General features: G+C 70.4%; 14 protein-coding genes and 1 pseudogene. 7 read left to right on the forward strand and 8 right to left on the reverse strand.

Annotated elements, in window-relative coordinates; genetic code table 11:
- Window positions 1-236: 236 nt before the first annotated feature.
- The 4 genes and pseudogenes from AVTE2539_RS19995 to pdeM form a co-directional block, all read left to right on the forward strand.
- Window positions 237-1,280: pseudogene (locus AVTE2539_RS19995) on the forward strand (ligase-associated DNA damage response exonuclease); the annotation flags it as partial.
- A 374-nt stretch (window positions 1,281-1,654) separates the two neighbouring features.
- Window positions 1,655-3,364: an ATP-dependent DNA ligase gene (locus AVTE2539_RS20000; RefSeq protein ID WP_284413302.1), complete on the forward strand. Its 1,710-nt coding sequence runs from the start codon at window positions 1,655-1,657 to the stop codon at window positions 3,362-3,364.
- Window positions 3,365-3,764: 400 nt separating this feature from the next.
- On the forward strand, window positions 3,765-6,794 hold the full coding sequence (locus tag AVTE2539_RS20005; RefSeq protein WP_284413304.1) for a ligase-associated DNA damage response DEXH box helicase: 3,030 nt from the start codon (window positions 3,765-3,767) through the stop codon (window positions 6,792-6,794).
- 14 nt (window positions 6,795-6,808) lie between these two features.
- Window positions 6,809-7,513, forward strand: coding sequence for a ligase-associated DNA damage response endonuclease PdeM (pdeM, locus tag AVTE2539_RS20010; protein ID WP_284413306.1), 705 nt, complete (start codon window positions 6,809-6,811; stop codon window positions 7,511-7,513).
- 28 nt (window positions 7,514-7,541) lie between these two features.
- Here pdeM and AVTE2539_RS20015 read toward each other — a convergent pair whose 3' ends face one another.
- The 5 genes from AVTE2539_RS20015 to AVTE2539_RS20035 form a co-directional block, all read right to left on the reverse strand.
- Window positions 7,542-8,885, reverse strand: coding sequence for an NEL-type E3 ubiquitin ligase domain-containing protein (locus tag AVTE2539_RS20015; protein ID WP_284413308.1), 1,344 nt, complete (start codon window positions 8,883-8,885; stop codon window positions 7,542-7,544).
- 453 nt (window positions 8,886-9,338) lie between these two features.
- Window positions 9,339-10,865, reverse strand: coding sequence for an NEL-type E3 ubiquitin ligase domain-containing protein (locus tag AVTE2539_RS20020; RefSeq protein WP_284413310.1), 1,527 nt, complete (start codon window positions 10,863-10,865; stop codon window positions 9,339-9,341).
- Between the two features lie 600 nt (window positions 10,866-11,465).
- Window positions 11,466-12,047, reverse strand: coding sequence for a TPM domain-containing protein (locus AVTE2539_RS20025; protein ID WP_284413312.1), 582 nt, complete (start codon window positions 12,045-12,047; stop codon window positions 11,466-11,468).
- 2 nt (window positions 12,048-12,049) lie between these two features.
- Window positions 12,050-12,997, reverse strand: coding sequence for a TPM domain-containing protein (locus tag AVTE2539_RS20030; protein WP_284413314.1), 948 nt, complete (start codon window positions 12,995-12,997; stop codon window positions 12,050-12,052).
- A 22-nt stretch (window positions 12,998-13,019) separates the two neighbouring features.
- Window positions 13,020-13,619 carry a LemA family protein gene (locus AVTE2539_RS20035; protein ID WP_272565758.1) on the reverse strand — a complete coding sequence of 200 codons (600 nt, stop codon included), beginning with the start codon at window positions 13,617-13,619 and terminating at the stop codon, window positions 13,020-13,022.
- Between the two features lie 193 nt (window positions 13,620-13,812).
- On the opposite strand from AVTE2539_RS20035, the gene AVTE2539_RS20040 reads away from it, so the two are divergent.
- From AVTE2539_RS20040 to AVTE2539_RS20050, 3 genes are all read left to right on the forward strand, one after another.
- Window positions 13,813-14,262 (forward strand): YybH family protein, encoded by a 450-nt coding sequence (locus AVTE2539_RS20040; protein ID WP_272565757.1) that lies wholly within the window; start codon window positions 13,813-13,815, stop codon window positions 14,260-14,262.
- 80 nt (window positions 14,263-14,342) lie between these two features.
- On the forward strand, window positions 14,343-15,419 hold the full coding sequence (locus tag AVTE2539_RS20045) for a YheT family hydrolase (RefSeq protein WP_284413316.1): 1,077 nt from the start codon (window positions 14,343-14,345) through the stop codon (window positions 15,417-15,419).
- The gene (locus AVTE2539_RS20050) at window positions 15,412-15,936 is read left to right on the forward strand and encodes a DUF2946 family protein (protein ID WP_284413318.1); all 525 of its coding nucleotides are present in this window, start codon (window positions 15,412-15,414) and stop codon (window positions 15,934-15,936) included. Before AVTE2539_RS20045 ends, AVTE2539_RS20050 begins: the two co-directional genes overlap by 8 nt.
- A gap of 116 nt (window positions 15,937-16,052) precedes the next feature.
- Here the strand turns inward: AVTE2539_RS20050 and AVTE2539_RS20055 are convergent, their stop codons facing one another.
- From AVTE2539_RS20055 to AVTE2539_RS20065, 3 genes are all read right to left on the reverse strand, one after another.
- Entirely contained in the window at window positions 16,053-16,931 is an 879-nt protein-coding gene (locus AVTE2539_RS20055) for a c-type cytochrome (RefSeq protein ID WP_284413320.1), read from the reverse strand.
- Window positions 16,932-17,243: 312 nt separating this feature from the next.
- On the reverse strand, window positions 17,244-18,707 hold the full coding sequence (locus tag AVTE2539_RS20060; RefSeq protein WP_284413658.1) for an efflux transporter outer membrane subunit: 1,464 nt from the start codon (window positions 18,705-18,707) through the stop codon (window positions 17,244-17,246).
- Window positions 18,708-18,730: 23 nt separating this feature from the next.
- Entirely contained in the window at window positions 18,731-21,889 is a 3,159-nt protein-coding gene (locus tag AVTE2539_RS20065) for an efflux RND transporter permease subunit (RefSeq protein ID WP_284413322.1), read from the reverse strand.
- Window positions 21,890-21,892 lie beyond the last annotated feature (3 nt).

Raw genomic sequence — 21,892 nt, forward strand, 5'->3', positions numbered from 1 at the left:
GAATGAGGCGAGGGCCATGCAGGCGGGGCTCGGGGCGACCGGCCGTGGTGTCACGAGCACGGTAGGCGTCGGCTGACACGGGCATGCGGCGTTCCGCACCCGGGCGAAAGAGGGGTGGGCGATAGCATTCGGCATGCAAGCGCACACAGCACTTCCTTCTACGCACGGCGCATTGGGCGACGGGGTCAGACAGGTCGCCCGTAGGCGCTTCTCTCCTTTCACGAAAGACACCGGACATGGCGCGCGGTGACGTCGATCTGATCGTCGCGCGCCCCGAAGGCCTGTACTGCACCGCGGGCGATTTCTACATCGACCCCTGGCGGCCGGTGGAGCGGGCGGTCATCACGCACGGCCATTCGGACCATGCGCGCGTGGGCCACGCCCATTACCTCGCCCATACCGACAGCGAGGGCGTCCTGCGGGCCCGGCTGGGCGCCGACATCGCCTTGCAGACGCTGGCCTATGGCGAGGCCATCGAACACCACGGCGTGCGCCTGTCGCTGCACCCCGCCGGCCATGTGCTCGGATCCGCCCAGGTGCGGCTGGAGCACGGCGGGCGGGTGTGGGTCGCATCGGGCGACTACAAGACCGAGGCCGACGGCACCTGCACCCCGTTCGAGCCGGTGCGCTGCGACACCTTCATCACCGAATCCACCTTCGGCCTGCCCATCTACCGCTGGCCCACGCAGCCGGTGCTGTTCGCCGACATCGATGCCTGGTGGCGCGCCAATGCCGCCCAGGGCCGGCCCTCGGTGCTGCTGTGCTATGCCTTCGGCAAGGCGCAGCGCATCCTGCACGGCGTGGACCGCAGCATCGGTCCGATCGTGGTGCATGGGGCCGTGGAGCCGCTCAATGCGGTGTACCGCGCGGCCGGCGTGGACCTGCCGCCCACCTTTCGCGTGACCGATCCGGGGGTGGATGCCCAAATGCTCAAGACCGCGCTGGTCCTGGCCCCGCCGTCCGCCCAGGGCACGCCCTGGATGCGCCGCTTCGCCCGCCATGCCGATGCATTCGCCAGCGGCTGGATGCAGCTGCGCGGCACGCGCCGCCGCCGGGGCGTGGACCGGGGGTTCGTGATGTCGGACCATGCGGACTGGCCCGGCCTGCAGCGGGCGATCGGGGCCACCGGGGCCGAACGCGTTTTCGTGACCCATGGCAGCGTGGCGGTGCTGGTGCGCTGGCTGTGCGAACAGGGGCTGGATGCGCAGTCGTTCCACACGGAATACGGCGATGAGGATGACCAGGAGGCCGCTCCGGCATCGGCCGTGCCGGTGCCAGCGCAGGGGGATGAGGCGGTGGACGCGGCCCGTGCCGCGCAGGCGTCCACGCCCGCGATCGCCCAGCCCGGTGAAGACGCATCCCCGGTGATCGACGGTGCGCCGTCTGCCCCGCCACCGTCCGATGCCAGCGCCCCCGCTGCGCAGGCCGGCGAAGGCCCGGGCGATGTGGCCGCAGCCGCCCAGGCCGCAGCGCTGGGCGGAGCACCCGGTGCTCCCAGGCCCCGCCCCAAGGGCCGATCGACACGCGCCGCTGTGGCCACCGATCCCGATCAAGGCCGCCTCACGGAGCCGGCCTCCGGGGGCGCGGTCCCTTCCGAGGCCGAGTCATCCTCCCTGTCCTCCGCTGCGCCCCGCCGTCCCCCTTCGTCCGCGCCATGAAGGACTTCGCCGCGCTTTATCGCGCGCTCGACGCCAGCACCTCCAGCCTGGCCAAGCAGGCCGCGCTGCAGGCCTACCTGCGCGCCGCGGCGCCGGCGGATGCGGCGTGGGCGGTGTATTTCCTGGCCGGCGGCAAGCCACGGCAGCTGGTGCCGACCAAGCTGCTGCGCACCCTGGCGCGCGATGCGGCCCGGTTGCCCGAATGGCTGTTCGACGAGAGCTACGAGGCCGTGGGCGACCTGGCCGAGACCATCTCGTTGCTGCTGCCCGCGCCCACCGCCGTGCATGCGCTGGGCCTGGCGGAGTGGATGGAGCACCACCTGCTGCCCCTGCGTGGCATGCCGCCCGAGGTGCTGGAGACCACGCTGCGGGCCCAGTGGGCGGGTCTCGCGCCCGAAGAGCGGCTGGTGTATTTCAAGCTCATCACGGGGGCGCTCCGCGTGGGCGTGTCGCGCCTGCAGGTCACGCAGGCGCTGGCGGCGGTGAGCGGCGTGGATGCCAAGCGTGTCGCGCAGCGGCTCATGGGCTACACGCACATCGGGGCGCGTCCGGGCGAGGCCGACTACCTGCGCCTGGTCGCGGCCGAGGGCGAAGGCGGCGATGCCGCGGCGCAGGGCGAAGCCCGGGGCCATCCCTATCCCTTCTTCCTGGCGCACCCGCTGCAACTGCCGGTGTCCCAGTTCGACACGGTGCTCGGCCCGCCCGCGCAGTGGATCGTGGAGTGGAAGTGGGACGGCATCCGCGCCCAGATCGTGCGGCGCAGCACCCGCGCCGAGGGCGCCAGCGACGGCGCCGGCACCTGGGTCTGGTCGCGCGGCGAGGAACTGGTGAGCGACCGCTTCCCCGAGCTCCAGGCGCTCGGGGAAGCGCTGCCCGACGGCACGGTGCTCGATGGCGAGATCGTCGTCTGGCGCGCCGCTGAGGGCGATGCCGCGGCCCACGTGCGCCCGTTCGCCGACTTGCAAAAGCGCATCGGCCGCAAGACCCTCACACCGAAGCTGCTGCGCGAGCTGCCCGTGGTGCTGCTCGCCTACGACCTGCTGGAGGAGGGCGGCCAGGACCTGCGCCAGCGGCCCCAGCACGAACGGCGGGTGCGGCTCGATGCGCTGCTGGCGCGCGTGGCGCACCCGGCTCTGGTGGCCAGCCCGGTGCTGCAGGGCGACCGCTGGCAGGACCTGGCGGTCCAGCGCGAGCAGGCCCGTTCGCTGGGTGTGGAGGGCATGATGCTCAAGGCCCGCGATGCCGAATACGGCGTGGGCCGCACCAAGGACGTGGGCACGTGGTGGAAGTGGAAGATCGACCCCTTGAGCATCGATGCGGTGCTGATCTACGCCCAGCGCGGCCATGGCCGGCGCGCCAGCCTCTACAGCGACTACACCTTCGCGGTGTGGGACGGCCCACCGGGCACGGAGGGGCGCGCGCTGGTGCCGTTCGCCAAAGCCTATTCCGGCCTGACCGATGCGGAGATGGCGCGGGTGGATGCGGTCATCCGCAAGACCACCGTCGAGACCTTCGGCCCGGTGCGCAGCGTGCGGCCCACGCTGGTGTTCGAACTGGGGTTCGAGGGCATCGCCCGCAGCAGCCGCCACAAGAGCGGGATCGCCGTGCGCTTTCCGCGCATGCTGCGCTGGCGCGAGGACAAGCCCGTGGACGAAGCGGATTCGGTGGACACCCTGGCGGCGTTGTTGCCGAGGTCGGATGCGTGATCGCCGGAGGCCCGTCCATGCCGCGCATTGACGATGGCCGTGAGCGCGCAGCGTTCCTGGGCCGGGCGGTGGGCCGGCGGCCGGCGCATCCTGCGGTGACGCATCCCAAGAAGACGCTCCGGGCCAAGGCGGCGCACCCGGCTTGCCTGCGCTTTTCGGCGGGCTGCCTGCGGTGCGCGCGGCGAGCGGGGGCCGTGCCTGCGCGCTCCGCGGCGGCGCGGCCGGGCGGGTGGTCGTCGTTCCGTCCGGTGCGGCCGTTCGTGCGCCAGCCGCTGCGCAGCGCAGCGCAAGCGGAGCGGGGGGCGCAAGCCATGCCGCTTCCTTTGTCACGCCGCTGGTTACGGGCTGGCGAGGCGCGCACGTCGTTGCGGAGCCGGTCGCCACGGCAGGGGGGCTGGCAGTGACCTGGTCCACGGTCCAGCGCGCGGTGGCCGACTGGTTCGCGCAGCGGGACTGGAAGCCGTTCCCGTTCCAGAAGCAGGTGTGGAAGGCCATGGCGGAGGGCCGCTCGGGGCTGCTGCACGCGACGACCGGGGCGGGCAAGACCTATGCGGTGTGGCTCGGCGCCCTTCAGGCGCTGGTCGGTGATCCGGAAGGATCTGAGTCGAATCGGGCTCCAGCACAAAGAGTACTGGGGCATGATGCTATAAAAAATGCAGCAATCCCTTCGCGGGGACGCCAGAGCACCGCCGCACCGCTCACCGTCCTGTGGCTCACGCCCATGCGGGCGCTGGCGGCCGACACGCTCAAGGCGCTGCAGGCGCCGCTCGATGCGCTGGCGCCGGTGCACGGCGGCGTGGCGCGCTGGACGGCCGGCGCGCGCACGGGCGATACCGCCAGCGGCGAGCGCAGCGCGCAGTCGCGGCGCCTGCCCACGGTGCTGGTGACCACGCCCGAGAGCCTGTCGCTGCTGCTGGCGCGGGGCGATGCGCGCGAGGTGCTGTCGTCCGTGCAGCTGGTGGTGGCCGACGAATGGCACGAGCTGCTGGGCAACAAGCGCGGGGTGCAGGTGCAGCTGGCCATCGCCCGGCTGCAGGGCTGGAACCCGGCGCTGCGCGTGTGGGGCATGTCGGCCACGCTCGGCAACCTGGAGGAAGCCATGCACACGCTGCTGGGCCAGGCGCCCGGTCGGCAGGGCGGCGGCTCCACAGAGGGCGTGCTGGTGCAGGGCCGGGTGGACAAGCGCCTGGTGGTGGACACGCTGCTGCCCGACCATCCCGAGCGCTTTTCGTGGGCCGGCCACCTGGGCCTGTCGATGCTGCCCGCCGTGGTGCGCGAGCTGGCCGGCACGCGCACCACGCTGGTCTTCGTCAACGTGCGCTCGCAGGCCGAGGTCTGGTACAAGGCCATTCTCGATGCGCGGCCCGACTGGGCGGGTGAGCTGGCCATCCACCACGGCTCGCTGGACCGCGGCGTGCGCGAATGGGTCGAGGCCGGGCTCAAGGAAGGGCGCCTGCGGGCGGTGGTGTGCACCTCCAGCCTGGACCTGGGCGTGGACTTTTTGCCCGTGGAGCGCGTGCTGCAGATCGGCTCGGCCAAGGGCATCGCGCGGCTACTGCAGCGCGCGGGGCGATCGGGCCACGCACCCGGGCGGCCGTCGCGCATCACGCTCGTGCCCACCCACAGCCTGGAGTTGGTGGAGGCCGCCGCCGCCCGCGCCGCGGTGCAGGCGGGCCAGGTGGAGATGCGCGCCAGCCCGCGCCGCCCCGTGGACGTGCTGGTGCAACACCTGGTCACCGTCGCCCTGGGCGGCGGCTTCGAGCCCGAGGCGCTCTATGCCGAGGTGCGCCGCACGGCCGCCTATGCTGACCTGCCGCGCGCCGTGTGGCAGTGGTGCCTGGATTTCGTGCACCGGGGCGGGCCGTCGCTGGCCGTGTACCCGGACTACCAGCGCGTGGTGCCTGACGAGGGCGGCGTGTGGCGCATGCCCGATGCGCGCCTGGCGCGGCGCCACCGCGCCAACATCGGCACCATCGTGAGCGATGCCAGCATGGTGGTGCAGGTGCTGCACGGCGCGCGCCTGGGCACCATGGAAGAGAGCTTTCTCTCGCGCCTGTCGGCCGGCGACTGCTTCGTGTTCGCGGGCCAAGTGCTGGAGATGGTCAAGATCGAGGACATGACCGCCTACGTGCGCCGCGCCGCGCGCGGCCGGCCCACCGTGCCGCGCTGGGCGGGATCGCGCATGCCCTTGTCCACCGTGCTGGCCGACTTCGTGGTGCGCCAGCTCGCATTGGCGGCGGACGGCGACTACCGCTCGCCCGAGCTGAAAAGCGTGCGCCCGCTGCTGGAGGTGCAGCAGCGCTGGTCGGCCCTGCCCACGCCCGGCACGCTGCTGGCCGAAACCCTGCGCACGCGCGAAGGCTGGCACCTGTTTCTCTACCCTTTCGCCGGGCGGCATGCACACACCGGCCTGGCCAGCCTGTTCGCCTGGCGCGCGGCGCAGGGCGAGGCGGGCACCTTCTCGATCGCGGTCAACGACTACGGCCTGGAACTGCTCAGCGCCACCGAGCGCGACTGGGCGGCCCTGCTGCCCGAGCTGCTCAGCACGCAGGCCCGCCCCGCGCCCGGTGCCCTCGCCGCGCCCTCGACGGACCCGGCCCCCGGCGCGGACGCTTGCGACCTGCGCGTGCCCGCCAGCGAAGCCCTGGCCATCCGCAACACGGCCAATGCCGCCCGGGCCGACGATGCCGCGGGCCACCCCCTGCCCGAGGCGCCGCACGGCGACCCCGAGCGCCAGGCCCTGCTGCACGAAGTGCTGGCCAGCCTGAACGCCACCGAGATGGCGCGGCGGCGCTTTCGCGAGATCGCGCGCGTGTCGGGGCTGATCTTCCAGAGCCACCCCGGCGAGCGCCGCAGCGCCCGCCAGCTGCAGGCGTCGTCGCAACTGTTCTTCGAGGTCTTTCGCAAATACGACACCACCAACATGCTGCTGCGCCAGGCCGACGAAGAGGTGCTGAGCCAGGAGCTGGACGTGGCCCAGTTGCTGGCCGCGCTGCGCCGCATGCAGGGCCAGCAGCGGGTGGTGCGGGCGCTGCTGCGGCCGAGCCCGTTCGCCTTTCCGCTCATGGTGGAGCGCTTTCGCGAAAAGCTCACCAACGAGCACCTGGCCGACCGCATCGCGCGCATGCTCGCGCAACTGGACAGTGCCGCCGATGCCCGCGGCCCGGCGGCCGAGGCCGTGCCGCGCATGCAGGACGTGGTGCCGCCCGACCCGCCGCTGCGCGCGCGGCGGCTTCCGAAGGCCGCGGCCAGCGAACCGCCGGCCGTCGACGAGGCCCCGGTGGCACCGCACGATCCCCTGCAGTCCGCGGCGGCCGAAGTGCGCCGCACGCTCGACTTCTCGCTGACCGCCGCCGACGAATCCGCACCGGGCGGCGGCGCGAAGCGGCGCCGCGAGCGCAAGCCCTCGCGGCCCTTGCCCCGGCTGTGAAGAACCATCAAGGCATGAGCGCAACGGACACCCATCCCGCGGCCGAGGGCGCCGCCATCTGCCACCTGGCCGGCACCGAAGTCCACCTGCTGCCTGACCGCTCCCTGTGGTGGCCGGCCGGCCGCACGCTGTTCGTGGCCGACGTGCACCTGGGCAAGTCCGACACCTTCCGCGCGCGCGGGCTGCCCGTGCCCTCCGGCACCACGCGCGACAACCTCGATCGGCTGTCGGCCCCGATCGCCCGGCAAGGCGCGCAGCGGCTGGTGGTGCTGGGCGACTTCCTGCATGCGGCCGAAGCGCAGTCGCCTGCCGTGCTGGCCGCCCTGTCGGCATGGCGCGCCGCGCATGCGGCGCTGCAGGTGGTGCTGGTGCGCGGCAACCACGACAGCCACGCCGGCGATCCGCCGGCCGGCCTGGGGTTCGACATCGTGGACGAGCCCTGGCCGATCGGGCCGTTCGCGTGCTGCCACTACCCGCAGGCGCATGGGACGCTGCACGTGCTCGCCGGCCACGTCCATCCCGCCGTGGTGCTGCGGGGGCGGGGGCGCGACGCCCTGCGCCTGCCGTGCTTCGCGGTGGAGCCGCAACTCACCGTGCTGCCGGCGTTCGGCGAGTTCACCGGCGGCCAGACGATGACCACCGGCCCGGAGCGCCGCTTTTTCGCCGCCGGCGGCGGGCGGGTGTGGGCGGTGCCGGGCATGGGGGCCACGCCGGAGTGACCTGGCCCGTGGGTGAAAGTCCTGGCGGTTATCCGGGACCGGTTCTGCGCGACGGCCCGGCCTCGGGCGGTCTCGGATGGTTCGGCGGCATCGCTCCGCCCGCCTGAGCCGCCAATGGATGCAGGTGCGCATTCACCGAGGCCTCCCACGCGCTGTAGATCTCACTGGCCTTTCGCGAGTATTCGAAAGCGGCGGGGCTCTGATGATCGGCAGGGAACGGCAATTGATGGAACGGATCGTTGTCCCGGTCGTCCTCCAATGGCTTGAACGTCGTTTTGTGCAGTTCCTGTATGCCGACACGCCATGTCTCGTGGCGCATCAGAAACGCTGGGTAGGCCTGCGGGTCGGCCGCCTGCGCCAAAACCTCGGAATGCAGGGCTGCGATGTCTTTCGGGTCCAGCGCGCTGAAGTCGAGGTTGGTGAGGTCTTGCGCCGTGTCCTGCGGCAGTTGAAGGGGCCTTTTCAGCGCCGCCTTGGCGTGCGCCAGTGTTTCCAGCGGATCTGCCTGCAGCCATTTCGCTTTCCATGGCGGTAAATCGGTGCGCTGCTTCATCTGGTGTATCAACCGGTTCGTGGCGGTCTCCAGCAGCGACAGCCGGAACTGCTGGCCCATCAGGCCGTTCAACTGCGCTTCGTTGATCTTGCCCGCTCGCACGGCCAGCACCATCTGCCGGTTGCGCACGGCCAGCATCACCTTGGAAAAGCCATCGAGCAGGTTGTCCCTGCAATCGCCGAGGGCGGTCTGCGAGATCAGGTATACCTCGCTGCGCAGATCGGGATCGCGCGCGATCGCCAGGATGGTCGTGCGCACCTGGCTGGCCAGTTGCTGTTGTGCCGCAGGCGAAAAACCCGGGTAAGCCTCGTCGTGCAGGCGCTCCAGCACCCGGGCGAAGGCCGGTGCCTGGGGCTCGTCGTCGAAGGCATGGGGGTCCGCGGTGGCGGCCTGCGCCATGCCGCTGCCCATCCATGTCCGGATCTGGTGACCCAGTGGCGCTTTCAGGCGTTCGAGGTCGCCTTCGACATCGCCCTCGTCGAGTTCTTCGTCGCGCTGGGTCTCGAGGTAGGCATCGAGGTCGGCTTCGAGGTCCGATGCGTCATCGCCCTCTTCCAGTGAGGGGGCGGTGGTCACGAACGTGCCCACCGGGTTCATGACGAGTTCGATCACGCGCGCCGCGGCGGGGTTGCTGTGGCGGTGCTGTTGCCATAACGCTTCCAGCCCCGTTTTGATTTCGGCCCGAACGCCCTGGCGTGTCGAAAGGGCCGCCGCCATTTGCTGGATATGGTTTTCCAGATCAGGACGCTGCACGGCCAGCGCCACCAGATCGAAGAGCTGCGAAGAGGCCAGCGGGCCATGGATGCCCAGTTCGCCCAAAGCGTGCTGCAAGTGCTCGGGCGTTTCGAGGTCCAGCGCGCCATCATCGGACTGTGGCGATCCAGGGGCTGACGGCACCTCCCCGCGCGGGCTGGCCACGGCGGTGGCGGGCAGCGGCGGGCGCAGCGGCATGGCCGAGCGTGGCGGCAAGGAGGGTCCTGCCGTGGGCGCGCTGGCAGAAGTGCGGCGTGGCGACAGGGGCAGGGCTGCATCTGCGGCTGGACCGGTCGTTCGGGCGCGAACGGGCCGGGTGGGCGCTGCGCCGCTGGCCTCGGGGCTGTGTTCTCGTGGCCGGATGCGGCCGGAATGTCGTAGGGGGTCCATGGTCGCCTTTCCCGCCGCATTCGAGCGGGGCGGTACCGGCGATGTTCGTGCGGGAACGCGGTGGCGTCCTGCCCCGTGCGCACGGGTGCATCGTTTTGCGAAGCCGGCGCAACACCGGCCCAATGCGGCTTACGCCATGTCCGGTTCGGGTTTCATGGACGGGTCAGGCGCCCCGATTTTCCCCAAATGCCTCAGCAGCAGATTTTCCTCGTGCAGCCATTTCGCCTCGACCGCCCGGCTGCGGATGGCGTACTCGACCTCCGCTTCCAGGCCCTGCGGCAGGTCTTCATCGAAGAACGGATCGTCGTCGCGTGCCGTGGTGAGCTGGCCGAATTCGCGCGGGTGCAGCGCTTTCATTCCTTCACGCCATGTCGGGTGGTTAAAGCGAAATTCGCCATAAGCGGTAGGATCGCTCGCCTGTTGCTCCACGGCGCGGGCCAGATCGGCCACGTTGTTTTGGCGAAGCACGCTCAATTGCAAGGCCTGTACGCGGGTGACGGTGCCCTCCGGCAGATCCAGTCGGTCCCGCAGCGCCTGCTTGGCGTGCATCAGCGTTTCCAGCGGCTCCCGCGTGAGTTGTCGCTTGGGCCAGGGGCCAAGGTCCGGGCGCTGCAGTTCCTGATGAATGAACCGGGTGACCTCGCTTTCCAGCAAAGCCAGCCGGAACTGCTGCCTTGCCCAGCGCTGGAACTGCGTGGCGTCCACCCGGCCGCTGCGGATGTCCGCCACCATCTGGTGGTTGCGCACCGCCAACAGCGCTTTGGAAAAACCTTCGAGCACGTTGTCCTGGCAACTGCCCAAAGCCGTTTGCGCTATCAGATAGACCTGCGCGCGCAGATCGGGATCGCCTGCTACCGCATGGATGACGGCCGCGACCTGCTCGCCCCGTTGCACTGCTACCGTCGAGGAGCCGCCCTCCGGGCCCTCGCGGCCGGCATCGCGCAGTCGGGCGAGCAGGCGGGCAAAAGCGGGCGCCTGTGGCTCGTCATCGAAAGCGCTCAATGCAGCGGCTTCGGGATGGTCCGGGCCCAGCCATTGGGCGGCTTCCCAGCCGAGAGGCCTCGTTTGGCGCTTCAGGTCCCGGGCGAGTTCGTCTTGCTCGTTCTCCTCCCCTTCGTCCTCCGACTCGACATCTTCGTTTTCAAAGTCGATCAGGATGCCCATCAACTGCCGGATGGCCTCGGTCGTGACGGGGTGCAAGGTGCTGTCCCGGGCCCGCGCTTCCAACCCGTCGCGCAGTTCCGGCAGGGCGCCGAGTTCCACGAGCAGGTCGGCTGATACGCGCAGCACCTGGGGCGCCAACTCCGGCTGGGCATTCAACTGGTCCAGCAACGCAAAGACCTGGGACGAATGGGGCGTTCCGTGAACCCCCAATGCGGCATGGTTCGCAAACGGAAGCGTGAGCGGGTCCGGCGCCGCTTCGTTCTCGCTTTGCCAGCTTTCTTCTTCCGAGTCCGAGGTCTCTGACCACGCGTCTGGTGATGGCGGTGGCGTGTTGTTCAAATCGAGTGGATGAGGCTGTGCAGCGTACTCCTCTGACGATGCGGGCAGTGCGGCGTTCAGGTCCGGCAGGTCCGGCGGTTGGGGCAGCGCGGTGTTCAGATCCGGCAGGTTCGGCGGTTGGGGCAGTGCGGTGTTCAGGTCTGGCAGAGGCAAGTGGGCACGCGGCGCTCGAAGGTAGGCAGCGGCTTCGGCGGCGTTTCCCGACAATGGATTGCGCGCAGCCAAAGGGCCGGCAGGGTGCGCTGGACTGGTTCTGCGTGCGCGGACCTGGCGGTCTGCGACGGACGGTGACCCAACACTTTGCTCACGCGGCCTCACGGTACCAATGCGTTCAATGCCTGACATGGGTGATTTTCCAGTTGGGGGCTGTGAATGGGTGGCTGCCGCGCTGCGGGTTGAGCGGGCAGACGATGGACCGGTGCCCGAGGCCGAACGGCAGACGGTAAAGCGCGCCATGAATGTCCGGTGCCGCCAGCCCGGAAGCAGGCAATTGCGGCTTTGACGAAGCTTGGCTCCGCCGAGGCGTACCGATGTGGCTGGCCATCTCTGGGCGGTGCTCGCGCAGTCGGGTGCGGCTCGGAGGCCGAAGGGGGTCCATTTGGGGCGCCTTTCCTGCCGCGCTCATGCGCTGGCGGTACCGGCGATCGTCTGTGCGTCAGCGAAAACGTTCCATGTTCCGCGCGCAGGGATGCCCGGTTTTGCGAAGCCTTGAGCCAAGCCTCGCAGGGCACGCTTGCGCGCCAAGGGCCGGGTCTATTCTTTCAGCAGCGCATCGCCCGCCAGCACCGGCGCATCGGGCAGTTCGTTGCGCCCGCTCGCCACCGCCCCCTCTTCGCCCATTCCTGTGGGGAAGTGCTCGGCCAGCAGGGCGGACACCTCCGCCAGCGCCTGCGTCAAACCGTCCTCGTAACGCTCGGCGCGAAAGGCCTCGCCCATGTGAGCGACCAGGGTGCGCCAGGTCTCGGGCGGCACGGCGCGGGCCAGGCCCCGGTCGGCCACGATCTCGATGGCCTGCTCGGCCACCAGCAGGTAGATGAGCACGCCGTTGTTGTGCTCGGTGTCCCACACGCGCAGCTTGCCGAACAGCGTGACGGCCCGCTCGCGGGCGCTGGCGCCGCGCCATAGGTAGCTGGTGGGCAGGCCGCCTTCGGCGCAGATGCGGATCTGCCCGGTGTGGCGGCGCTCGCTGGCGGCCACGCGGCGCGTGATGCGCTCCAGCACGTCGGGCGGCAGGGCCTGGTGCAGGCGGCCTTCCACCCACCGGTGCCGCACGAGCCGCGCGATGCGCGACAGGGCCGAAGGGGGGGCCGCGTGGGCCAGCGAAGTCTTTGCCATGGTCACCAGTCTCCCGAGGCGCCGCCGCCGCCAAAATCGCCGCCGCCGCCCGAACTGAAGCCACCGCCATCGCTGCTGCTGCCGCCGCCACTGCCACCGCTCCAGCCGCCGAAACCTCCGGTGGACGTGCCGATCCCACCGCCCCCGGCCGGCCCGAAGCCGCCGCCGCGCCGCCCGCCCAGGGACAGGCCGGTGCCGCTGAAAAGCCAGGTGTAGAGCAGCGCGATCAGCCCGGCGCCGCCGGCCAGCAGCACGCTGGTGGTGAACAGAAACGCCAGCCCGCCCACGCCGCCGCCCAGCAGCAGCCCGCCCAGGCGGTTGCCGAAAATGCCGCGCGCTACCGGGCCGCCCACCATCACGCCGAAGAACAGGAAGATGGCGAGGTCGGTCCAGTCCACGCCCGGCGCGGACCGGGCCGCGCGTTCGCTGGTGTCACTGGGCAGGGGCAGCGATTCGCCGGCGATGCGCGCGCCGATCTGGTTCACCGCGGCGGACAGGCCGCCTGCGTAGTCACCCTCGCGAAAGCGCGGCTTTATGGCGCCGTCGATGATGCGCGCGGCGGCGATGTCGGGGATGGCCCCTTCCAGCGCCTTGGCCACCTCGATGCGCATCTTGCGGTCGTCCTTGGCCACCAGCACCAGCACGCCGTCGCCCACGTCCTTGCGGCCGACCTTCCAGGCGTTGCCGACCCTGTTGGCGAACGCGGCCAGTTCCTCGGGCGCGGTGGTGGGCACCATCAGCACCACGACCTGCGAGCCGTGGGATTTTTCGATGGCGGCCAGGCGCGTGTCCAGCGCCTGCCGGTCGGCCGCGCTGAGCGTGCCGGTCTGGTCGATCACGCGCGCGCTCAGTGCCGGCACGGCGCGCTGCGCCTGCGCTGGCGTGCCGAAACAGCCGATGGCCATCAAAAAGAGAGCTGTCAGCGCGAGGCGGACGTGCGCCAGGGCCATGTCGGGCACTCCGGTGGTGGTGTCAGGGCTTGGACGCCGGCTTGGAGAAGTCCACCGCCGGCGGGGTGGAGATCTGCGCCTCGTTCTGCACGGTGAAGCTGGGCTTCGGGTCGTAGCTGAACACCTTGGCCGTGACGTTGGTGGGGAAGCTGCGCGCGAGCACGTTGTATTCCTGCACCGTCTGGATGTAGCGGTTGCGCGCCACGGTGATGCGGTTTTCGGTGCCCTCCAGCGTCACGCGCAGGTCGCGGAACGCCTGGTTGGCCTGCAGCTGCGGGTATCGCTCGGCCACCACCATCAGGCGCGAGAGGGCGCCGGACAGCTCGCCCTGCGCGGCCTGGAATTTGTTGAACGCCTCGGGGTTGTTCAGCGTCTCGGGCGTCACCTGGATGGACGTGGCCTTGGCGCGGGCCTCGACCACCTTGGTCAGCGTGTCCTGCTCGAAGGCGGCCTCGCCCTTGACGGTGGCGACGATGTTGGGCACCAGGTCGGCGCGGCGCTGGTATTGGTTGAGCACCTCGCTCCACGCGGCCTTGGACTGCTCGTCCAGGCGCTGGAAGTCGTTGTAGCCGCAGCCCGAGAGGGCCAGGACGGCGGCCAGGGTGGCAAGAAGACGTTTCATGGCACGTGCGCTGGGCCGGGTGCAGGCGACAGTGCCGAAAGGCTGGCAGCGCCCGCGCATTCTGCCCCAGCCCGATCGGGCACCGCGTAGTCCGCCGGGCCGACCGCCCGGCCGGTCCGGCGGCCGCGGGCCGGGCGTTGCGGCCCGCCAGCCCCGACAATAGCGCCACCGCATGACAGCCCACCGAAGCGCCATGACCCGATCCCCCTACCGTGCCGCCACCCTGGGCGGCTCCGCCGACGAGACCGAAGCCGCCTTCTACGAAGCCCTGCAGACGGGCAACCTGGAACGCCTGATGGCGTGCTGGGCCGAGGAGGACGACATCGTCTGCGTCAACCCCGGCGGCCCGCGCCTGCTGGGCGCCGCGGCCATCCGCGCCGCCTTCAGCGCCATGTTCGAGCACGGCACCCTGCGCGCACGGCCGGCCCAGGTGCACCGGGTGCAGGCCATGGCCAGCGCGGTGCACAGCGTGGTCGAGCACGTCGAAGTGGTGCTGGACGGCGGGGTGCGCGAGGCCATCGTGCAGTCCACCAACGTCTACCACAAGACCCCGCAGGGCTGGCGCCTGGTGGCCCACCACGCCAGCCCGGGCACCGTGCACGAAGCCCAGGCGCCGGGCCACCCGCCGCCGGTGCTGCATTGAGGCGCTTCCCGCCATGTTGTCGGCCCACGGGCTTCAAGCCTTTTAGCCCTCCAGCACAACAAGTACTAGGGCATTTTGCTATGAAATATGTAGCGCCTCGCTGGTTGCCCGGCGGCCACCTGCAGACCATCTGGCCGGCGCTGGCCTCGCGCCGGGTGTTGGCCGCGCCGCCGGCCTACCGGCGCGAGCGCTGGACGGCGCCTGACGGCGATTTCGTGGACGTGGACTTCCTGGCGCCGGCCCCGGGGGCCGGGACGCAGGCCGATCCCGGCCGGCCGCTGCTGGTGCTGTTCCACGGGTTGGAGGGGTCGTCGCGCAGCCACTATGCCGAGGCCTTCGCCGATGTGGCGCGCGAGCGCGGCTGGGCCTACGCCGTGCCGCATTTCCGGGGCTGCAGCGGCGAGCTCAACCTCGCCCCGCGCGCCTACCACTCGGGCGACCACGAGGAGATCGCCTGGATCCTGGCGCGCCTGGCGCAGCGGCAGGCCGACGGCGCCCTCGGGGCCGACGGCACGCCCGGTCCGCGCGCGCCGCTGCTGGCGGTGGGTGTGTCGCTCGGCGGCAATGCGCTGCTGCGCTGGGCTGCCGAGGCCGGCGCCAGTGCCTCGCGCAGCGCCGATGCGGTGGCGGCCGTGTGCTCGCCGCTCGACCTGGCCGCGGGCGGGGCGGCCATCGGCCGGGGTTTCAACCGGCAGGTGTACACGCGCATGTTCCTGCGCACCATGGTGCCCAAGGCGCTGGCCAAGCTGCGCCAGCACCCGGGCCTGTTCGACCGGCAGGTCCTGCGGGCCGCGCGCGACCTGTACGACTTCGACAACGTGTTCACCGCGCCGCTGCACGGCTTTCACGACACCGACGACTACTGGCGCCGCGCCTCGGCCCAACCGCTGCTGGGGCGCATCCGCATCCCGGCGCTGGCCGTCAATGCGCGCAACGATCCGTTCGTGCCGGCGTCCAGCCTGCCGCGCGCGGGGCAGGCCGGGCCCCACGTCACGCTGTGGCAGCCCGCGCACGGCGGGCACGTCGGCTTCGCCCAGGGGCGCCTGCCGGGCCACGTGCGCGCCATGCCGGCCGAGGTGGCCGGCTGGCTGGCGGCCCACGGGGCACCGGACTACGCGGCCGGCGGAACCCCCTCGATACCATCGCGCCATGGATGACATCGTCAAACAGGCCATCGCCAAATGGCCCAACGTTCCCGACTGCTACGGCTGGCTGGGGCTCGACGCGCGGGGCCGCTGGTACATGCGCGACGACGCCACCCAGGCCCAGGGGCCTTTCCCGCAGGCCAAAGGCTCGCTGCTGGCGCACGGCAAGCTCATCGACTTCATCCAGCGCAACTACGAGGCCGACGCCCAGGGGCGCTGGTTCTTCCAGAACGGCCCGCAGCGCGTGTACGTGGAGCTGGAGATCACCCCGATGGTCTGGCGCATCGAGCCGGATTTCACCCTGGTCGCCCACACCGGCCGCGCCTCCACCGCCCGCGAATGCCTGCTGGACGAGGCCGGGCGCCTGTACCTGTTCGACGGCACCGTGCTGGGGCTGGCGCACACGCTGGACATGGAAACCGCCGCGCAGGCGGTCGAGGCCGGGCAGTGGGACCCGCAGCCGGTGCAGGCGGCCGATCTGCCGGTGCGCTATGGCTACGTGCTGCAGCCCTCGGTGTTCCGGGTCTGAGCCGTTGCCGGGCCCCGGGCCGGGGCGATATTCCGGCGGCGAGGGCCTTGTCACCCTGTCCGAAACGAAAAAAGCCGGTCGATGACCGGCTTTTTGCTGGGGGCGGGTGCCTCGTCTTACTTGGCCGCGTTGGCCATGAACTCGACTGCCGCGTGGATGTCCGCGTCCGACGCCTGCGTGCCGCCGCGGGGGGGCATGGCGCCCTTGCCGGCGATGGCGATGCGGGTCATGCCGTCGATGCCGTCCTTCAGGCGCTCGGCCCAGGCGGCCTTGTCACCGAACTTGGGCGCACCGGCGATGCCGGCGGCATGGCAGACCTGGCATGCCTGCTTGTACAGGGCTTCGCCAGCGCCGGCGGCGGCCGTCGTCGTGGGGGCGGCGGCCGGAGCGGGTGCTGCTGCCGCGGTGGCCTGTGCAGCGGAAGCGGGCGCTGCAGCTGCCGTGGGGGCGGCAGCGGCGTCGGAAGCCCCGGTGGCGGCACCGGAGGCCCCTGCGGCTGCGGGGGCGGCAGGCTCTTCGAACTTGGCGCCGGCCGCGTTGGCCATATAGGCCACACCGCGCGCGATCTCGGTGTCGTTGAAATCGCCGCCGCCTTGCGGGGCCATCGCGCCCTTGCCGGCGAGGGCGGAATGCACCAGCGCCTCAAACCCGGTCTTGATGCGCGGGCCCCAGGCCGCGGCGTCACCCAGCTTGGGGGCGCCTGCTGCGCCCGTGGCATGGCAGGCGGCGCACTGGCCCTTGAAGACTTCCTCGCCGGGGCGCAGGGGGCGGTTGGCATCGCGCACTTCCACCATGCCCACCTTCTGGATGCGTTCCGCCAGCGCCCGTTCGGGGTTCGCGGCGCCATCGGCCGGCTTGGTGCCCGAGGTCACGTACATCACGAGCCCGATGATGGCGAAGATCGGGACCACAAACGAAAAGAAGACCGTCAACAGCAGTTGCTTGGGATTCTTGATGGGGCCGGTGTGCGCTTCTTCGTGGGGGGTGTCGCTCATGACGTCCTCTATGTATCGGGGGCTTGATGAAACCAGCCGCTGATTATAGGAAGGCTCCCCGGGGCCGGCCGTTAGGGAAAACGGCCGGCTTTTCCTGGCGTTTGCGCTGCATCAAGAACCGGCGGCAGGCATTGGGGTGGCGGCTGTGCGGATCGCCCTTGCGGGCGGGGGCACCACGCCGGCGCATCGCAGCGGCCCTGAAAACAAAAACGCCCTGCAAGGACGGTTTTCCTTGCAGGGCGCGGTGCCCGGTCTGGAGGCTAAAGCCGCACCCCAGTGCGTGCCCGAAGCCGTTTTGCGGGGGGCGCGGGATCAGGAGCCCGAGGCGCGCTCGTCCTGCGGCGTCCAGCCGCCGCCCAGCACCTTGTACAGGGTGATCTGGTTTTGCAGCTGGATGAGCCGCGTCTGCACCACGAGTTGCTCGGAGGTGAACAGCGAGCGCTGGGCATCCAGCAGATCGAGGTAGCTGGACACGCCGTTGCGGTAGCGCAGATCCGACAGCTGCAGGCGCTTGGCGTCCGCATCCGCCTGGGCGCGCTGCGCCGCCAGCTGCTCTCCGAGGGTGGCCTGGCCCGCGAGGGCGTCGGACACTTCGCGGAAGGCGGTCTGGATCGACTTCTCGTACTGCGCCACCGAGATGGAGCGTGCGGCCCGCGCCGATTCGAGCGTGGCCTGGTTGCGCCCGGCATCGAAGATCGGCAGCGCCGCCTGCGGCGCCAGCGAGAAGGCCCAGGAGCCGCTCTTGAACAGGCCCGACAGCTCGTTGCTCACCGTGCCCACGCTGGCGGTCAGCGAGATGCGCGGGAAGAACGCCGCGCGCGCGGCGCCGATGTTCGCGTTGGCGGCGATGAGCTGCTGTTCGGCCTGGCGGATGTCGGGGCGCCGCGTGAGCAGGTCGGACGGCAGGCCCGCCGGCAGCGCCGGCATGGCGGGGGCGTCGGCCAGGCGCGACACCGTGGTGCCCAGGCTGTCGCGGATGTCCTGCGGCAGCGGCTGGCCCAGCAGCAGGGCCAGGGCGTTCTCGTCCTGCATGCGCTGGCGCCGCTGCTGCGCATAGGTGGCGCGGGCGGCCTGCGCCAGGCCTTCCGCCTGGCTGTTGTCCAGCTCGGAACTCACGCCGTTTTCCAGGCGCAGGCGCGTCAGCTTGACCGACTCTTCGCGCGTGCCCAGCGTGCGGCGGGAAATGTCGAGCAGTTCCTCGTCGGCCAGCAGGTTGAACCAGGCGGTGGCGACGGACGACACCAGGCTCAGCTGGGTGGACCGGCGGGCCTCCTCGGTGGCGAAATACTGCGCCAGGGCCTGCTCCTTCAAGGCGGCGATGCGACCGAAGAAGTCGATTTCCCAGGCCGAAACCGCCAGGCCGACCTGGTAGCTGTTGGCATACGAGCGCGTGGTCGTGTCGGGCTGGCGCGTCGCGTTGACGGCGGCGTTCACCGTGGGGAACTGGCCGGCGCGCTGGATCTGGAACTGCGCGCGGGCCTGCTCGATGTTGAGCGCGGCCACACGCAGGTCGCGGTTGTTTTCCAGCGCGATGGCGATCAGCGTCTGCAGGCGTGCATCGGCGAAGTATTCCTTCCAGTCGATGTCCGCGGCGGCCTTGGCCGTTTCGGCGCCGCCGGCGGCCGCGGCGTTGGGGAACGCCTGCGGCACCGGAGCGGCGGGCCGCTCGTAGGTCGGGATGAAGCTGCAGCCTGCCAGCACGGCAGCGGCAGCCACCACGCTCAGCAGGGGGCGTGCGATGCGCGCACTAGCGCGCAGGGACGATGGATGGGGCATGGGGGTCTCCAGCGGATCGGTCGTCATTCAAGGTTTTCCGTGGCATGGCGGTGCTGGACCTGCTTGGCGTCGTGCTCCTGCTGGCGCTTGCTGCCCTTGAAGAAGGTGCGCACCAGCACGAAGAACACGGGCACGAAGACCACGGCCAGCACGGTGCCGGTGATCATCCCGCCGATCACGCCGGTACCGATGGCACGCTGGCTGGCCGAGCTGGCGCCCGAGGCAATGAACAGCGGCACCACGCCCAGCGTGAATGCCAGCGAGGTCATGATGATCGGCCGGAAACGCAGGTGGGCGGCTTCGAGGGCGGCCTCCAGTGCGCTCTTGCCCTCGGCCTGCAGGTCCTTGGCGAACTCCACGATCAGGATCGCGTTCTTCGCCGACAGGCCGATGATGGTCACCAGGCCGATCTGGAAGTACACGTCGTTCGACAGCCCGCGCATCAGCGTGGCCAGCAGCACGCCGAGCACGCCCAGCGGCACCACCAGCAGCACCGACACGGGAATCGTCCAGCTTTCGTACAGCGCGGCCAGGCACAGGAACACCGCCAGCAGCGAGAAGGCGTAGAGGATCATGGCCTGGGAGCCGGCGAGCTTTTCCTCGCGGGACTGGCCCGTCCACTCGAAGCCGAAGCCGGGCGGCAGCTGGCCGGCCAGGCGCTCCATCTCGTTCATCGCATCGCCGGTGGTGAAGCCGGGGCCGGCATCGCCCGCGATCTTGATGGACGGGTAGCCGTTGTAGCGCACCGTCTGCATCGCGCCCGTGATCCAGCGCGTGGTGGCGAAGGTCGACAGCGGCACCGTCTGGCCCTGGCTGTTCACCACAGGCAGGTCCAGCACCGATTCCGGGCGCATCCGCGCCGCGGCGTCGGCTTGCACCACCACGCGCTGCAGGCGTCCCTTGTTCGGGAAGTCGTTGATGTAGCTCGAACCCAGCGCGGTCGAGAGCGCCGAGCTGATGCTGTCGAAGCCGATGCCCAGGGCGTTGGCCTTGTCGCGGTCGATGTCGATCTGCATCTGCGGCGCATCTTCCATGCCGTCGGGGCGCACGCCCGCGAGGACTTTGCTCTGCCCGGCCATGCCGAGCAGCTGGTTGCGTGCCCCCAGCAGCGCTTCGTGCCCCTGGCCCGCGCGGTCCTGCAGCCGGAAGTTGAAGCCGGTGCCCGTTCCCAGTTCGGGAATGGGCGGCGGGCTCAGCGCGAAGATGAAGGCATCGCGGATGCTGGAGAGGGCGCCGAAGGCGCGGCCGGCCACGGCAGAGGCCGCGTGTTCGGCGCCGGAGCGCTCGCTCCAGTCCTTCAGGATCACGAAGGCCAGGCCTGCGTTCTGGCCCTGGCCGGAGAACGAGAAGCCCGCCACGGTCACGATGTTCTCGACCTCGGGCTGCTTGAGCATGTAGCCCTCGACCTGCTTGAGCACCTCGCTGGTCCGCGACTGCGCGGCGCCGGGCGGCAGCTGCACGTTGGTGATGATGTAGCCCTGGTCTTCGTTGGGCAGGAACGAGGTCGGCAGGCGCATGAACACCACCGCCACCGCGCCGATCAGCGCGAGGTACACGATCATCATGCGGCCGCCGCGGCGCAGCATCTTGCTCAGGCCGCTTTCATAGCCGTGCGTGGCGTTCTTGAACGAACGGTTGAACCAGCCGAAGAAGCCTTTCTTCTCGGCATGGTGCTCGGGATCGATCGGCTTGAGCAGCGTGGCGCACAGGGCCGGCGTGAGCGACAGAGCGAGGAACGCCGAGAAGGCGATCGACGTGGCCATCGTGGCCGCGAACTGGCGGTAGATGTTGCCGGTGGAGCCGGCGAAGAACGCCAGCGGCACGAACACCGAGATCAGCACCACGGTCACGCCGATCACGGCGCCCGAGATCTGACCCATGGCCTTGCGGGTGGCCTGCAGCGGCGGCAGGCCTTCCTCGGCCATGATCCGTTCGACGTTCTCCACCACCACGATGGCATCGTCCACCACGATCCCGATCACCAGCACCATGCCGAACATGGTCAGCACGTTGATCGAAAAGCCCATGGCCATCAGCACGCCGAAGGTGCCCAGCAGCGCCACCGGCACCACGATGGTCGGGATGATGGTGTAGCGGAAGTTCTGCAGGAACAGGAACATCACGATGAACACCAGCACCACGGCTTCGATCAGCGTGTGCACCACCTTCTCGATCGAGACGGACACGAACTTGGAGGTGTCGTACGGCACCACGTAGTTCACGCCCTGCGGGAAGAACTTCTTGAGCTCTTCCAGCTTGGCCTTCACCGCCTTGGCCGTGGCCAGGGCATTCGCGGACGGCGTGGGCTGCACGCCCAGGCCCACGGCGTCCTTGCCGTTCAGGCGCGCGCTGGTGTTGTAGCTCTGTGAGCCCAGCTCGATGCGGGCCACGTCCCTGAGGCGGACGGCCGAGCCGTCCGTGTTGGCGCGCAGCACGATGCGGCCGAACTCTTCGGCCGACGACAACTGGCCCTGCACCACGATGGTGGCCGCCACGGGCTGGCCCGTCTCGGCCGGCAGATCGCCCAGGTTACCGGCGGACACCTGCGCGTTCTGCGCGCGGATGGCGGCGTTGACCTGGTCGAGCGACAGGTTGAAGCCCTTGAGCTTGGCCGGGTCCACCCAGATCCGCATGGCGCGTTCGGAGCCGAACTGCGTGAGCGTGCCCACGCCGGCCACGCGCTGCAGTTCGGGAACCACGTTGCGCGCCGCATAGTCGTTCAGCGCCTCGATGCTCACGTCGGGGCTTTCCGTCGTGAGCATGGCTAACATCAGGAAGTTGGAGCGCGACTGCTCCACGCGCACGCCCTGCTGGGTCACGGCGCTCGGCAGCCGCGGCGTGGCGCGAGAGAGCCGGTTCTGCACGTCCACCTGCGCGAGGTCGGCATTGGTGCCGGGCTCGAAGCTCAGCACGATGCTGCCGGTGCCGTTGGCCTGGCTGGTCGTCTCGACGTAGGCCAGGCCGCTCGCACCGTTCATCTCGCGCTCGATGACGGCCAGCACGCTGTCCTCCAGCGTCTGGGCGTTGGCGCCAGGGTAGGCCACCGACACCTGGATGGTCGGCGGCGCGACGGCGGGGTACTGCGCGATCGGCAGCCGCGTGATGGAGATGGCCCCCATCACGATGATGAAAATGGTGATCACCCACGCGAAGATGGGGCGCTCGATGAAGAACTTGGCCATGTG

It is taken from the genome of Acidovorax sp. SUPP2539 (genome assembly GCF_030158975.1).
Classification (GTDB): Bacteria; Pseudomonadota; Gammaproteobacteria; order Burkholderiales; family Burkholderiaceae_C; genus Paracidovorax.